Origin of the sequence: Mesorhizobium sp. M0437 (assembly GCF_040321335.1) — a bacterium.
Lineage (GTDB): Bacteria > Pseudomonadota > Alphaproteobacteria > Rhizobiales > Rhizobiaceae > Mesorhizobium.
Map to the genome: position 1 here is coordinate 60066 of NZ_JAMYRK010000018.1, position 14038 is coordinate 74103.

The following is a 14038-nucleotide window of genomic DNA, read 5'->3' on the forward strand; positions in this document are numbered from 1 at the left end:
AAAGGCAGAGCGTTGAAGCTGCCGATCTCCCCTCTCGTGGGGAGATCGGTCGTCACCTCGGCTTTTGACAATCGCCAATGCGCCGACAGTCCCAACCTCCGCCTAAATCAGCTTCTCCAGCGTGATCGGCAGGTCCCGCACCCTTTTCCCGGTGGCGTGGAATACCGCGTTGGCGATCGCCGGCGCCACGCCGACAATGCCCAGCTCGCCGACCCCCTTGCCGCCAAGCGCCGAGGAATGCGGATCGGGAATACCGACCGAGATCACCTCGATGTCGGGAATGTCGGCATTGGTGGCGATGAGATAGTCGGCGAAATTGTCGTTGACGATGCGCCCATGCCGGCGGTCGACGATGCCCTCCTCGAGCAGCGCCTGGCCGATGCCCATGATGATGCCGCCCTTCCATTGGCTTTCGGCGAGCTTGGGATTGTAGAGCCGGCCCGAATCCAGCGCCGACACCACGCGGGAGACGCGAACCGTGCCAAAGTCCTCGTCGACACGGACTTCGATGAAATGCGCGCACCAGCTGTGGCGGGAATAGTCGCCCTCGGTGTGTGGCAGCGCCATGGCTATGGTGGTGTAGTTCTTGTAGCGGTCCTCGACCGTCGAATTGGCCGGCATGGTGTCGCCCTTCGCCTCGATATGCTCGCGCCCGACGCTCCTGAGCAGTTCGGCGATGGAAACTTCAGGGCCGTTGCCGCGCGGCGAGGCGATGCGGCCATTGGCGACGACGAGCGTGTTGGCCTGCAGCGCATGGAACGGCGAAGCCGGATCGCTGATGGCGAGCCCGATCAGCTGGTCGAGCGCGGCACTCGCCGCCTTGTGGACGGCGCCGGTCATCACCCCGGCCAGCCGCGAACCGCCGGTGACGCCGGCACGGGCATAGCGGGAATCGCCAAGCTTGACGACGACGTTTTCCGCCGGCACGCCCACCACCTCGGCGGCGGTCTGCGCCAGGATCGTGTAGGTGCCCTGCCCCATGTCGATCGATGAGCTTTCGACCTCGACCGAGCCGTCGGCGAGAATGCGCACGACCGCCTCGCCATAGGCGCGCCGCACCGGATAGGTGCCTGCCGCGACACCCCAGCCGATCAGCTGGTTGCCGTCGCGCATCGAACGCGGCCGGGGGTTCCGCTTCGACCAGCCAAAGGCTTCGGCGCCGGCCGCGAAGGCCTCACGCAGCTGCCGTGTCGACCACGGCTTCTTCGCATGCGGATCCTGCTCGGCATAATTCCTGAGCCGGATTTCCAGCGGATCGATACCGACCTCATAGGCGAGCTCGTCGATGGCGCTTTCGATGCCGAAGGCGCTCGGGTTCTCGCCCGGCGCGCGCAATGCCCCCGGCACCACCGTGTTGACCCGCACGACGTTCTGCCGCGACGAGAAATTCGGCGTCGCGTACATGACCGAGGTGACCGAGCCGAGCGGCTCGACCCACATGCCGTCGACCGAGGTCTCGTTGACGCCGCGATGCACGATCGACTGGATCTGGCCCTCCGCGTTGGCGCCGAGCGCCACGGTCTGGCGCGTCGCCGCCCGTCCGCCATAGGCGGTGAAGGTCTGCGGCCTGGTGACCGCCAGCTTCACCGGCCGTCCCAGCATTTTCGCGGCGACTGCCGCTACAGCGCCGTAGCCATAGGCAAACGCCTTGGAGCCGAAGCCGCCGCCAATATAAGGCGAGACCAGTCGTACATTCTCGAACGGCACGCCGAACCATTCGGCATAGGTCCGCGCCATGCCGTCGAGCCATTGGCTCGGCTCCCAGACCGTCAGCTGGTCGCCCTGCCACTTTGCGATCAGGCCATGCGGCTCCATCGGCGCCTGGTATTCGCGCGGCGTGTTGTAGGCGTTGCAGATCCTGACCGGAGCCGAGGCGAACGCTGTCTCCGCCTCGCCCCATTCCTTGGTCATCGCATCGACGGGGATGCCGTCGCCGGCCTTTGGATCGCTGAGGTCGACGATCGCCGGCGCCTCGTCATAGGCGATCTTGACCAGCGCCGCGGCGGCGACCGCCTGCTCGAAACTCTCGGCCACCACCGCCGCGACATGCTGGCCGCTGAAGGTGATGTCGCGCGCCAGCGGGCAATAAGCGACGTCCGGCGGCGGCGTGCCCAGCCAGTCCGTTGCGGTTCTCAGCGGCAGGATATTGTCGGGCGTCAGCACCAGCAGCACGCCGGGCGACGCCTTGGCCGCGGCCGTGTCGATCGAACGCACCCGGCCGGCGGCAATGGTGCTCTCGACCAGCACCGCATGGGTAAGCCCCTCGAGCTGCTGCTCGACGGCGTATTTGGCGGCACCGGTGATCTTGGCCGGGCCGTCGACGCGCGACAGCCGGCCGCCGACCTGGTCGGCGAGGACGGCACCGTCCGAAGCGTCGCCGCGTTTGGCATCGCCGGGTCTTGTTCTCAACTCGTGAACGGTCATGCCGTTTCTCCCATTTTGAGGATGGCGCGGGCGACGACGCGCGGCGCCAGTTCGATCTTGTAGTGGTTGGCGCCATGGTCGACGGCGCCCTCGACGGCGAGCAGGCTGGCTTGCCTGACGACCTCCGGCTCGAGCACTTTGCCTTTCAGCGCCTCTTCGACGGCAAGGGCGCGCCATGGCTTGGTGGCGACGCCGCCAAGCGCGACGCGCAGATCGCGGATCGTCCTTCCGTCGGCCTCGAATTCGATGCCGACCGCGGCACTTGCCGCGGCGAATTCATAGGACTGGCGGTCGCGGACCTTGAGATAGGTCGAGCGGCGGGCGGCCGCCGAAGCGGGAATGCCGATCGCGGTGATCATCTCGCCGGGCTCGATCGCATGTTCCCTTTCGGGTGTGCTGCCCGGCAACAGGAAAAAATCATCGACGGCGATCTGACGGTCGCCGAGATGGACGATCGCGTCGAAGGCGACGAGTGCAACCGCCAGGTCGCCGGGATAGGTGGCGACGCAGGCCTCGCTGGTGCCGAGCACGGCATGGCCGCGGGTGACCCCGCCAATCGCCGAGCAGCCGCTGCCGGGCGAGCGCTTGTTGCAGGCGGGGAAATTTGCCGGATCGCGGAAATAGGGGCAGCGTGTACGCTGCATCAGATTGCCGCCGATCGTCGCCATGTTGCGCAGCTGCGCCGATGCCGCCTGCCACAATGCTTCCGAGACTGCGGGGAACCGGCTCTTGATATCGGCATGGTCGGCGACGCGGCTCATCCTGGCCAGCGCGCCGATCGTGGCGCCCCGGTCATCAACGGCAATCGTGTCCAGTCCTTTGAGATGGGTGATGTCGACCACGGTCTCGGGTTCGGCAACGCCGCATTTCGCGAGATCGACAAGCGTCGTGCCGCCGGCCAGAAGCATGGCGCCGGGAAGTGCTGCTGCCTCACGGGCTGCATCGACGGAGCCGGCGCGGAGATACGAAAAGTCCCTCATGACGCGGCCTCCATGGCCGCCTGGCGCACGGCGGCGACGATATGCGGATAGGCGCCGCAGCGGCAGAGATTGCCGGCCATGTATTCGCGGATCTCCTCATCCGAGCCGGCATGGCCTTCGCGAATGCAGGCGACCGCCGACATGATCTGGCCCGGCGTGCAATAGCCGCACTGGAAGGCATCCTGTTCGAGGAAGGCGGCCTGCACCGCATGCAGCGTGCCATCCTCCCCGGCAAGCCCTTCGATGGTGGTGATGTCCCTGCTTTCAGCCTGAGTGGCAAGCGTCAGGCAGGCCAGCACGCGCTGGCCGTCGATATGAACGGTGCAGGCGCCGCACTGGCCCTGGTCGCAGCCCTTCTTGGTGCCGGTCAGCCCGAGATGGTCGCGCAAGGCGTCGAGCAGGGTAACGCGCGGTTCGACCTCCAGCTCATGTCGATGTCCGTTGATTCGAAGTTGGATTGGAGTTCGGGTTTTGCTTGTCATGGGGCGTCTGGCTCCAGTTGCTTGACGCGGGAGGGGATGATCTGGTGCCCGGCCGGCGAGCGGCAAGGTCAGCTTATGGCTAGGTGAAGGCTATCTTCCCCTTGGGGGAAGTGCCCGGCAGGGCAGAGGGGGTCGGTTCGACTTGGCGCGAGCTCCGGGGCTGCGACTTGGGAGGTCGAAAGACGTGACATACCCGATCCCGTGATTACATGAGAAAGGCGCTCCACAATCGGAGGCGCCTCCGTTTGTTACCTAAGGGCCTGCTCCGCCCTGTTCAAGCCCCGGATCGAAAATGATCAAAATTGGAGGAAATTGGCAGGGCAGCCGGCCGTCATGTCTGGAGACAAAAAAGCACCACCGGCCCAAGCCGGTGGTGCTCTCTGAACTGTCTGTAGGGGCAGGACAGTCCAATGATCCTGAGGGGATCGTGCTCAACATGGGCTCATTTTTGCCCCACGGCATCGGCCGAACAGATGACGAGTGCCGGCCGCGAGGAAATATCCTCCGTCGTCATCCACCGGACGTCATCCACGGGCCGTGCACCGGAGGCGGGCAAGATGCCTCGCCTGCCGGAACGCCGGCCCAGATTCGATCCTGTGATTATGTTTACTTGCGATTATATTTGCCGGAGACGTAACGAAGGTGGAAGCGTCTGCGTTCTTGAAACGGGGCCTGCCTATCCGGGTATGCTTCGGATCAGCACTGGAGAAAAAATTGGCCGCGGAGCCGCCCGTCATTTCTGGAGACAAAACCGAAGCCGCCGTTGCAAAGCGGCTGCGGGCCGACGCGCAGCGCAACCGCGATGCTCTGGTCGAGGTCGCGGCAAAAGCCTTTGCCGCGCAAGGCGTCGATGCCTCGCTGGAGGAGATTGCGCGCCAGGCCGGCGTCGGCATCGGCACGCTCTACCGGCATTTCCCAACCCGCGAGCACCTGGTCGAGGTGGTTTATCGGCGCGAAGTGGAAGGACTGTGCCAGGCGGCCGACGAACTCGCCCGCGATCATGCGCCCGACATGGCGCTCGAACAATGGATGCAGCGCTTCGTCGACTACATCGCCACCAAGCGCGGGCTGTCGACAAGCCTGCGCATCCTGCTCACGACCAACTCAACCCTGTTCTCCGACGTTTCCGGCAGGGTGACGCTCGCCTTGCGGCGGCTGATCGATGCTGCGGTCGCCGACGGCTCGATCCGCGGCGATGTCGATGCCTCCGACGTGCTGCATGCGCTGGGCGGCATCTATTCGGCCCCGGACACCAAGGACTGGCGCGACCGCTCGCGCCGATTGGTGTCGCTGCTGATGGATGGGTTGCGGTTTGGAGCGGCCAAATCCGGCCCATCCAAGGAATAACGAATGCAGTGACTGTCCTTATTTCAGCGAGATGCTCATACCGCTGAGATCGGCATTGACTTGCAGGCCTACCTGCCTGCCCGTGAGTTCGAGTTGGGCACCCTTGTCATTGGTCATGACGATCACCTGGGCTCCTTTGCCGAGCGCGCCGCCACCGCCCGCTGCACCGTACACCCCCGTCACATCCCGGGCGCGGCGTATGTGGCGCACGGTACCTTTGAAATAGGTCTTGGAGGCGCCGAAGGCGAGGCCGCCCGAGATGCCGCCGACCGAGATGGGATATCGGCGACCATGGAAGGTCAGTGTGCCCTCGCCTCCGGAGCCGCCGATGAAGAAGGCCGCCTTGTAGACGGCGAAGCGGATCGTACCGCTGTCGGCATGCGCGACGCTGGCAAAGCTAACTGCCGCCGCAGCGATGACGGCAACTGCGACTGAACGAAATCTGGACGAAATCTTCATGATGAGAACTCCTCAAGATCGCCGCATGCCCAGCCGGCCGGGCACGTCGGCGTCGTATCAAAGTCATAGCTGAACAGTCTCGCCCGTCATTGGTTCCAAGCACGCGGCCTGAATCCGGCTGCGAGAAGACCGCCACGAAACGAGGCGGATGGCGAGCATAGTCCTGGCTGTAAGAACAGTGGCCGAATGGTGGGGATGATCGTAGGTGTTGAGGCGGAATGGTATTAGTCTGCGCTGTCTGGGGTTTCGGGAGCGCGGCAAAGCAATGGACTTCAACTCACGACATGGCTACCTGCTGATCGGTGGCCTGATCCTGGTCGGCGCCGGGCTCCTGGTCGTTTCGCTGATCGTCAATCTTCGCGTGGCGCACAGTGTGCGTGACGACGTACGCCATCGTGAAAAGCTGCTGGAATATTATCGCAATATCTTTTCGCAGCTGGGCGTGATCCTGATCGGGATTGGCGTGTCCCTGTTCATCTTCTTTTTCCAGCAGAATTATCAGGACCAGCGCAAACGCGAAACGGAGCTCCAGCAGGTTCTCGCCAAACTGGCGGCGCGTGTTGCCCGCGGCAGCGCTGTCGTGGAGGCCCTCGGCGAATTCGACGCGCTGCTGGATGATGGCGGTGCCTATGCCAGTCCGGAACACGGCGGTGACAACGCCGCTGTCAGCGCCCAGGGAACGGGGCTCGCCAAGCAGGTTTCGCAGATCCTTCTGGTCGAGCGCGACGTCGATGTTCAGGGGTTCGATATTCTCAATCTGTCACGCGATTTCGAAGCATCGTTCGTTGTCAACGAGCTCAACCCAACGCTATGGTTCAACATCGTCCGGGACGAGAGCGACATCAAATATGCCACTACCCAGATCGCTCTGGATTACAAGGACCTGCAGGATGCAATCGGCGGCGAGCCGATCGAGGTTGCGATCGCCAATCCCGAAAAGGAACGGAAGATCAAGCAGGAGGTGCTCGACGTCTTTTATGATGCCGACCTCCTGCGCCAGCGCAGCAGGCGGTTTCTCGCCCGCGCGTGCTGGCTTTTCAGCACGGGGCGCGGCTTCGTCAAGCTTGCACCGGCCAATGAAATCGAAGCCGATGCCAGATCGCACCAGGAATGGCTCGACCGGTCGAAACCCTTTCTGACGCAGTTGAAGTCAGGAAGCGGCGATTGCTTCAAACTGCTCCAGTTCGGCCCGGCGCCTTTGAGTTGAGAACGAGCCAAACACTCAACGACCAGGTTCGACCCCATTGCGGACGATCAGTCAAGCGCCACAAACGCGTATGACTTCATCAGATCAAGTGTTGTCTCGGCGCGTACAGAAAGGTTGTCTGGCACCTCGATCCGAACGAGTAAAATGTCTGTTCCTTGATCAATTCCGAACAAAGCGGCAATCGGTCGGGGACCATCGAAATGGCACGATGCCCATCGCTGTGGAGATGCATCTGTATCGGTTTCTTTGAGCTCGTCTTCGAGAATCCTACGCAATCCGACATCAAGGGCCTCGCCAGCCATGTGACCGAGTTCATCGATCAGCGGGTTCCAATTAACTAGCCAGACCCAATTCTGCACCCAGGCCACCTGCTGGTCTCCAATTTGGGACGAAAGCCGACTGGTCTCGTTAGTCGGTCTTTGCATGATTTGTCGAATCCGCTATCGGCGATTCCTACCATAATAAGCTTGACTGCTTTTTGACCATCTCGGCTGTTGGCGGCAGCCCGCTGATTGAATTTTGACCTAAAGCGGTTCAGCTTTTGATAGTCGCTGACCCGCTCCAAATATCTGTTTTTACGCAATTATGGACGGAAAGCCGCTCCGGACTTTCCTGGAAGTGCTCTAATCTCCCACGCGTTGCAGCGTGCCGAGATGATTGTCGTCGAGAAATTCGACGGTGATGGCCGACGCCTTGCCGTCGGGGCCGACGGCAAAGCTGACGGCCGAGGGCCTGTCCGGCATCTCGGCATCGGGGAAGGTCACGAAGAGGTCGCGGTCGAAATGCTTCAGCGAATAGGACCGCGCGCCGGCAGGCCCGACCTTGAGGACAAGAGTGTCTCCTTCGCCCGATACAATAGCATCGCCGAAGAAATCGTTGAAGTAACGGCCTGCATAGGCACTAGCCGGCTCGGCTGGACTTGCTGGAGAGGGCGGCGCGGCATAGGTGGCCTTGGCCGCCGCAATCACCGGGCCGAACATGCTCGCATAGATATTATTCCATGCCTTTACCTTATCCTTCCCCAGCGTTCCGTCGAAAACGAGATCGGCGAAGCTGTCGGACAGCCCCTCCGGCACGCCTGTCGGAAAGGCGTTGGCGACGACGACGATGCCAAGCTTCTCCTCGGGGAAGAGCATCACCAGGCTGCGTGCGCCGGTGCTGAAGGCGCCCGCGTGACCCCAGATCAGCCCGTGCCGGCCGAATTCAATATTCCAGCCGAGGCCGTAGAAGGCCTCGCCTCCGGAGACGGGATTCTTGCCGCGAGCCGTCAAGGGAATATGTGTCTGTTCCAGCGCATCGGCGGCAATGAGTCTCTTGCCGGCATAGACCCCGTTGCCGAGCACAAGGCGCATCCATTGCGAGAGGTCGCGTGCGGTGGAGCTGACGCCGCCTGCTGGCGCCTGCGCATCCGGATAGCGCTGGACCTTCGCGATCCAGGCGCCATCGATTTTGGCGTGGAGCTCGGCGCGGTTGGCGTGCTTGATGAAGTCCGAATGACGGGAGCTGGTCGAGGCCATTCCAAGCGGACGGTAGAGCTTCTCTTCGGCGACCTCTTCCCATGATTTACCCGTCGGCTTCGCGGCCGCGACCGCACCCTCGGTCAGTCCGAAATTGCTGTAGGAATAGCCCGCACGAAAGCTCGATGACGGCGACGCGAACCGCAGCCGGCGCAGGATCTCCGCGCGGTCATAGCCGATGTCCTCGAGGTCGTCGCCGGCGGTGCCGGGAAGCCCGCTGCGGTGCGCAAACAGGTCGCGGACCGTGAGTTCGCTGGTCGGATAGGGCTGAGCGAGCCGGAAAGCCGGATCGAGGTCGGCGATCTTGGAATCCCACGAAGCGATCCCGTCGCTGACCAGCGCCGCCACGACGGTGGCGGAGACCGGCTTGGAGAGCGAGGCAATCTGGAAGACCGTGTCAGCATCGACGATCTCCGGTTTTCCGGCTTCGCGATGCCCGAACCCCTTGAGGAAGATCACCTCGTCGCCGTGCACGGCGCCGATGGCCAGACCGGGCACGCTACCATCCGCGACGACGCCTTCGGCAAGCAATTCGAGCTTCGCAATGGCCGCGGCGACCCGGTCGGGCGTAATGGTGTCGGCCGACGCCGCCTTCGGCGAAAGCACCATGATTGCGATGACGGCCAACCTCCAACGGAGGTGGTTCCGGTTTGTGAATAGCCGCACGCTCAGCCCCCTCCGCCTCACCGGCGTGCACTATTGCAGCCTGACGCAGGGGAGGCCAGCCCCAAGGATCGCTTCCATCGACGGATGTTCGCTTCGCACCAGTCGAAATTCAGACAGCCGCGCCTGAGCTACGAAGCAGCGCGCAGGCGAAGGCGCCGCCTGCTGGCGCGGGCCTTCTCCGCCACCGCGGCGGTGATCTCGACCACGCCGTCTTCACGCGGTCTGGCGTTGGTGGCCTTGTGGAGCCGCTCATAGGGCAACAGTTCCTTGACCCGGGCTTGAAGCGACGCGACTTCGGCTCGCAGATCCTCGCATTCCTGCCGCTGGACGTCGAACTGTATCTGTTCGGATGCCTGCTGCAGGGAAAGCTGCGAAAAATTCGCGCTGACCGCGGAAAGGTTCATCTTGTCGTGTTCGCTCTCCTTCGTGAGAGCGGACAATTTTTGCTCGACAATTTGCTTTTCGGCCACCGCGTCGCTCGCTTGAGCCTTGAGCCTGGCGATCTCGGTGACGGCTTCGCTGTTGTGGTTGGAGGCGGCTTCCAGCCGCGATCGAAGGTCCTCGATTTCAGAACGCAAGCCGGTCATCTCCGCGACACTGCGTGCAAGCTCGGCTTCCCTGTCACCGTCCCTGAGGCGGGCCGCTTCCGTTATTTCCGATAGCTTCGTCTGCGCCATATCGAGCGATTTCTGCAGCCGCATTTCCTCTTTCTCGCTCTTGCCAAGCGCGGCCAGCAGTTCGGAAACCTGCGCGGCGTCATTGGCATGGACGGTCGAGAGTTCGTCCAGCCTGTGCCGCGCCTCGGCCTCCCGTTTCAGCGCCTTGTCGAGATCGATCGACAGACTGACATGCTTCTCCCGCAGCATCTCGTTCTCGCGCGAGCGTCTGTTGGCCTCGACCGCTCTGGCCGAGAGCGTTTTGACAAGCTCGCCGAACTCGGCCTCGCGTTTTGCGCTCGCATTGCCTGCGACGACGAGTTCCAGCCTTGCCGCAGCCAGCGCGCCGCGAAGTGCTTCCTTGTCCTCGACCAGGCTCGCCTCGTGCTGCTGCAGGGCCTCGATAGCGCTGTCGCGCTCGCGCTGCTTTCTGGTTGCATCGTGGAGCTGTTCGGACAGCACCCTTTGCTGCGCGGTCAGGCCGGTATTTGCCAGCTCCAATTCGTTGGCGCGAAGAATGTCGCCGTGAAGCAGTTTCAGGAATTCGCCCGTCAGATGATGCGAGGTCGCGATCTCCGACAGTTTCGCATTGATCTCCCCCAGATACTCCTGCGCGTCGTGAAAGAGCCCATCGACCGCATTTAAGGCAGCCAGCCGGGTTTGCGTATGGGGGGACAGCCGTCGTGCGGTCTCGAAGGCGTCCGCATTGGCTTCGAGCTGCGAGCTGTCATCCGTTGTCGCGAGATTCTCATCCGATACCGTCTCATCCGGCACAGTGACGTCGTTCAACGGCGACTGATCGTCCACATTGAGACATTCGCTAAACGCATCCGCCAAATCGGTTTCGAGCTCCTTGAACGCTCTCTCCACTGTCTCGGCACGCTTGATCAAACCTTTGAAATTCATGACCGAATATCCCTCTCGTGCAGCGCCGGCAAGGAGCGGATTTTCAATACTTGACCCTCGCCTCCCCCGAATGCGGGTTCATCTCCTGACGTGCGCTCTGGCCGACGCACGCTAGGGACAGGCTTGGCCACTGTCCTCGTGTGTTTGAATGACGCAAACCGTGTTCTGCCGCGCTCCATACCCGAGGCGTTGGCACCGCTCGCAAAATGCCTGCTCATTTCACCCGAAACGGATATGAAGCGGCGCAAGCCTGAGGATCGCCTGGTGATTGTCTTAAGGACCGGCCGAGCCCTCGGTGTTCTGCAGCAGCTACAAGGTCACGGCCTAAGACGACGCGTGTCACTGCCGGGAGGCCTGACCTAATAAATGCCTGACCTAATAAATGATTGTGTTGAATACGTTTCGCTGATTAGCTGCTGTGCATAGACCAGGGACAAGACCGATAAAATGTTGTCCCGGGAGGACCGCGATGCCGGTGCTTGAGGTTCGCCACGTCTCCAAGAATTTCGGGGCTATCCAGGCCCTGACCGACGTCAGCTTCCAGGTGGAGCGAGGCGAAGTCGTTGGTCTGATGGGGGACAACGGCGCCGGCAAGTCGACGATAGTCAAGACTGTGGCCGGGAATTTTCCTCCGAGCGACGGCGAAATTGTAGTCGAGGGCGAGGTGTGCCACTTCCACCAGCCCGTGCAGGCCCGCGCCAAGGGGATCGAAGTTGTTTATCAGGACCTGGCGCTCGCCGATAATCTGACGGCCGCGCAGAACGTCTTTCTGGGGCGCGAGATCAAGAAGGGCTTCTGGCCGATCAGGATTCTTGACAAGCAGGCGATGATCGATCGCTCGGCAGCGCTGTTCAAGGAACTCAAATCGGAAACCCGGCCGCGCGACCTCGTCAGGAAGATGTCGGGTGGGCAGCGCCAGGCGGTCGCCATCGCGCGGACCCGGCTTTCAAATGCCAAGCTGGTGCTGATGGACGAACCAACGGCCGCCATCTCAGTGCGCCAGGTGGCGGAAGTACTCGAACTGATCCGACGCCTCAAAGCACAAGGAGTCGGCGTCATGCTGATCAGTCACCGAATGCCTGACGTGTTCGCCGTGGCAGATCGCATTATCGTCCTCAGGCGGGGCTCGAAAGTTGCCGACAAGCCAGCCGACAAAACATCGCCCGAGGAAATCACCGGACTGATAACGGGGGCCATCCGTGGCGAATAGTGTTCAGGAGTCAGTTGGCGTTCAGGGCTCAGTCGAAGAACATGGCAGGCCGGCCATGTCGGATTTCGTCCCGACCAAGGAAAAAACAGTTCTCCAACGTGTGATTTCAAGTCAGCCCTTCTGGGTGATGATCGCGCTCATCGCGCTCGTCATGTTGATGACTGCGATGGAGCCGAGCTTCGGCACCTCTGAAAACGTCGCCAATGTGACGCGCAATTTCGCACCTTTCGGCATCATGGCACTTGGCATGACGATCGTCATCATCACCGGCGGTATCGATCTGTCGGTCGGCTCCGTCATGGGTCTCGTGGTCATCGTCGCCGGCCTGTTCCTCACCTGGCATTATCCCTGGTACGTCGCCTTCGCCATGGGCCTTTTCTCCGGTCTGGCCTGTGGCGCGGTCAACGGATTCTTTGTCGCCTATGTCGGGATGCCGTCCTTTGTGGTCACCCTCGGCATGCTGTCCGTCGCGCGCTCGCTGGCGGTCGTATTCTCGGCCAACCAGATGCTCTACCAGTTCGGGCCCGATGCTCCGATTGTGAAGGCAATCGGTCAGTGGAAATGGCCGCGGCATGGTCCGAACGACTGGGCACCGCATTGGATACCAGAACTGTCGTCACAGTTCTGGACCATGGTGATCCTGGCCCTGATTGTCGGCTTCGTATTCAACTTCACAGCCTGGGCCCGGCATCTCTTCGCCATCGGCGGCAATGAGGAGGCGGCACGGCTCACCGGCGTTCCGGTCAACTGGATTAAATTCGAGGCCTATGTCTTCTCGGCTTTCACCGCCGCGCTCGCCTCGCTCCTGCTCCTCGGCTATAACGGTTCGGCTATAAATGCCATGGGCCAGGGCTACGAACTGCGCGTTATCGCCGCGACAGTCATTGGCGGCGCCAGCCTCATGGGCGGCGCCGGCACGGCCTTCGGTGCGATCATCGGTTCGGCCTTCCTCGAGGTGATCAGGAATGCGCTGCTGATGGCCGGCATCGATTCAAACTGGCAGGGTGCCTTCGTCGGCGCCTTCATCGTTCTTGCGGTTCTCTTGGGCATGCAAACGGGCGGCAAATCGATTCTCGCCGCGTCGCTGGCAGTCTTGATGCCCAAAAAACGCCGCTAGAAACCCGCCGGCGGGAGGCTTGCGGGACATCACACCAAGGAGGAGAACGTCACATGAAAAAACATCTGCTGACGGCCGCCGTCGCGCTTGGCGCAATGGTGCTTGCCGTTTCCGGCGCCCAGGCGAAATACACCTTCGCCCTGGTGCCGAAGAACATGAACAATCCTTTCTTCGACCAGGCACGCGACGGCTGCAAGAAAGCCGAGGCCGAATCCAATGGCGCCGTGGAGTGCATGTATATCGGCCCCGGCGAGCATGGCGGCGGCGACGAGCAGGTACAGATCGTACAGGATCTCGTGGCCAAGAAGGTGGACGGCATCGCCGTGTCACCATCGAACGCCGCGGCGATGGCGGTTGCGCTGCAGGCCGCCAAGGAAGCCGGCATCCCGGTCCTCACCTGGGACTCCGATCTCCTGCCCGAAAACAAGGATCTGCGCGTTGCCTATATCGGCACGCACAATTATGAGATCGGCGAGAACCTCGCCAAGCTTGTCATGCAGATCAAGCCCAAAGGCGGCACGATCTGCATCCAGTCCGGCGGCGCCGCGGCGGCCAACCACAACGAGCGCATGCAGGGCATTCGCGATACACTTTCGGGCACCAAATCGGCGGCCTCGCCCGGGGATCGGCTGACGGGCCAGAACGGCTGGACCGAAATCGAAGGCTGTCCGCTCTACACCAACGATGATTTCCCGCTTTCGGTGCAACAGTTCGAGGATATCATGGCGAAAAACCCGAACCTCGACGCATTCGTCCCAACCGGTGGCTTCCCGCAGTTCATCCCCGACGCCAACCGCGCCGCGGTCGCACCGTACAAGGACAAGATCGCCTCGAAAGCCCTGGCCCTTGTCGTTGCCGACACGCTTCCGGTACAGATCGACCAGATGAAGGAAGGTTTCTCCCTTGGCCAGGTCGGTCAGCGGCCGTTCGAGATGGGCTACAAGACGATGATGGCGCTGAAGGACATGAAGGAGGGCAAGGCTCCGCCGGCCGACCCGACCTACACGGGCCTCGATGTCTGCACTCCGGAGACAGCCGACACCTGCGTCGCCAAATAGCGCTTTTGG

General features: G+C 62.3%; 12 protein-coding genes. 5 read left to right on the forward strand and 7 right to left on the reverse strand.

The genetic code is table 11. From position 1 onward, the window contains the following. Positions 1 to 102 precede the first annotated feature (102 nt). From NKI72_RS14080 to NKI72_RS14090, 3 genes are read right to left on the reverse strand one after another with little or no spacing between them, the layout of a single operon-like run. On the reverse strand, positions 103 to 2424 hold the full coding sequence (locus NKI72_RS14080) for a xanthine dehydrogenase family protein molybdopterin-binding subunit (protein ID WP_352834093.1): 2322 nt from the start codon (positions 2422 to 2424) through the stop codon (positions 103 to 105). Beyond that, positions 2421 to 3404, reverse strand: coding sequence for an FAD binding domain-containing protein (locus tag NKI72_RS14085; RefSeq protein ID WP_352834090.1), 984 nt, complete (start codon positions 3402 to 3404; stop codon positions 2421 to 2423). The genes NKI72_RS14080 and NKI72_RS14085 overlap by 4 nt, the downstream gene beginning before the upstream one ends. After that, a complete protein-coding gene (locus NKI72_RS14090) occupies positions 3401 to 3886 on the reverse strand; it encodes a (2Fe-2S)-binding protein (protein ID WP_352451438.1) in 486 nt (161 codons plus the stop codon). The genes NKI72_RS14085 and NKI72_RS14090 overlap by 4 nt, the downstream gene beginning before the upstream one ends. Positions 3887 to 4600: 714 nt before the next feature. On the opposite strand from NKI72_RS14090, the gene NKI72_RS14095 reads away from it, so the two are divergent. Beyond that, complete coding sequence (locus tag NKI72_RS14095; protein ID WP_352850232.1) at positions 4601 to 5233, forward strand: TetR/AcrR family transcriptional regulator; 633 nt, start codon at positions 4601 to 4603, stop codon at positions 5231 to 5233. A gap of 18 nt (positions 5234 to 5251) precedes the next feature. Here NKI72_RS14095 and NKI72_RS14100 read toward each other — a convergent pair whose 3' ends face one another. Beyond that, positions 5252 to 5692 (reverse strand): lipid-binding SYLF domain-containing protein, encoded by a 441-nt coding sequence (locus tag NKI72_RS14100; protein WP_352451439.1) that lies wholly within the window; start codon positions 5690 to 5692, stop codon positions 5252 to 5254. A 265-nt stretch (positions 5693 to 5957) separates the two neighbouring features. Here NKI72_RS14100 and NKI72_RS14105 point away from each other — a divergent pair, with 265 nt between their 5' ends. Next, on the forward strand, positions 5958 to 6899 hold the full coding sequence (locus NKI72_RS14105; RefSeq protein ID WP_352834087.1) for a hypothetical protein: 942 nt from the start codon (positions 5958 to 5960) through the stop codon (positions 6897 to 6899). A 47-nt stretch (positions 6900 to 6946) separates the two neighbouring features. Here NKI72_RS14105 and NKI72_RS14110 read toward each other — a convergent pair whose 3' ends face one another. The 3 genes from NKI72_RS14110 to NKI72_RS14120 form a co-directional block, all read right to left on the reverse strand. Further along, positions 6947 to 7267: a hypothetical protein gene (locus tag NKI72_RS14110; RefSeq protein WP_352501252.1), complete on the reverse strand. Its 321-nt coding sequence runs from the start codon at positions 7265 to 7267 to the stop codon at positions 6947 to 6949. 255 nt (positions 7268 to 7522) lie between these two features. After that, positions 7523 to 9025, reverse strand: a complete 1503-nt coding sequence (locus NKI72_RS14115) for a serine hydrolase (RefSeq protein WP_352834184.1) — start codon at positions 9023 to 9025, stop codon at positions 7523 to 7525. A 185-nt stretch (positions 9026 to 9210) separates the two neighbouring features. Next, positions 9211 to 10644 carry a coiled-coil domain-containing protein gene (locus tag NKI72_RS14120; RefSeq protein ID WP_352472183.1) on the reverse strand — a complete coding sequence of 478 codons (1434 nt, stop codon included), beginning with the start codon at positions 10642 to 10644 and terminating at the stop codon, positions 9211 to 9213. A gap of 469 nt (positions 10645 to 11113) precedes the next feature. Between NKI72_RS14120 and NKI72_RS14125 the strand changes: the two genes are divergently transcribed. From NKI72_RS14125 to NKI72_RS14135, 3 genes are read left to right on the forward strand one after another with little or no spacing between them, the layout of a single operon-like run. Further along, entirely contained in the window at positions 11114 to 11854 is a 741-nt protein-coding gene (locus NKI72_RS14125) for an ATP-binding cassette domain-containing protein (RefSeq protein WP_254819718.1), read from the forward strand. A gap of 55 nt (positions 11855 to 11909) precedes the next feature. Next, positions 11910 to 12971, forward strand: a complete 1062-nt coding sequence (locus tag NKI72_RS14130) for an ABC transporter permease (protein ID WP_352489990.1) — start codon at positions 11910 to 11912, stop codon at positions 12969 to 12971. Between the two features lie 53 nt (positions 12972 to 13024). After that, positions 13025 to 14029, forward strand: coding sequence for a sugar-binding protein (locus tag NKI72_RS14135; protein ID WP_352489989.1), 1005 nt, complete (start codon positions 13025 to 13027; stop codon positions 14027 to 14029). Positions 14030 to 14038: the final 9 nt, after the last annotated feature.

Excerpts from the sequence above, each read along its gene's own strand:
- NKI72_RS14080 (WP_352834093.1), bottom strand. The coding sequence starts at position 2,424 with ATGACCGTTCACGAGTTGAGAACAAGACCCGGCGATGCCAAACGCGGC.
- NKI72_RS14085 (WP_352834090.1), bottom strand. The coding sequence starts at position 3,404 with ATGAGGGACTTTTCGTATCTCCGCGCCGGCTCCGTCGATGCAGCCCGT.
- NKI72_RS14090 (WP_352451438.1), bottom strand. The coding sequence starts at position 3,886 with ATGACAAGCAAAACCCGAACTCCAATCCAACTTCGAATCAACGGACAT.
- NKI72_RS14100 (WP_352451439.1), bottom strand. The coding sequence starts at position 5,692 with ATGAAGATTTCGTCCAGATTTCGTTCAGTCGCAGTTGCCGTCATCGCT.
- NKI72_RS14105 (WP_352834087.1), top strand. The coding sequence starts at position 5,958 with ATGGACTTCAACTCACGACATGGCTACCTGCTGATCGGTGGCCTGATC.
- NKI72_RS14115 (WP_352834184.1), bottom strand. The coding sequence starts at position 9,025 with ATGGTGCTTTCGCCGAAGGCGGCGTCGGCCGACACCATTACGCCCGAC.
- NKI72_RS14120 (WP_352472183.1), bottom strand. The coding sequence starts at position 10,644 with ATGAATTTCAAAGGTTTGATCAAGCGTGCCGAGACAGTGGAGAGAGCG.
- NKI72_RS14125 (WP_254819718.1), top strand. The coding sequence starts at position 11,114 with ATGCCGGTGCTTGAGGTTCGCCACGTCTCCAAGAATTTCGGGGCTATC.
- NKI72_RS14130 (WP_352489990.1), top strand. The coding sequence starts at position 11,910 with ATGTCGGATTTCGTCCCGACCAAGGAAAAAACAGTTCTCCAACGTGTG.
- NKI72_RS14135 (WP_352489989.1), top strand. The coding sequence starts at position 13,025 with ATGAAAAAACATCTGCTGACGGCCGCCGTCGCGCTTGGCGCAATGGTG.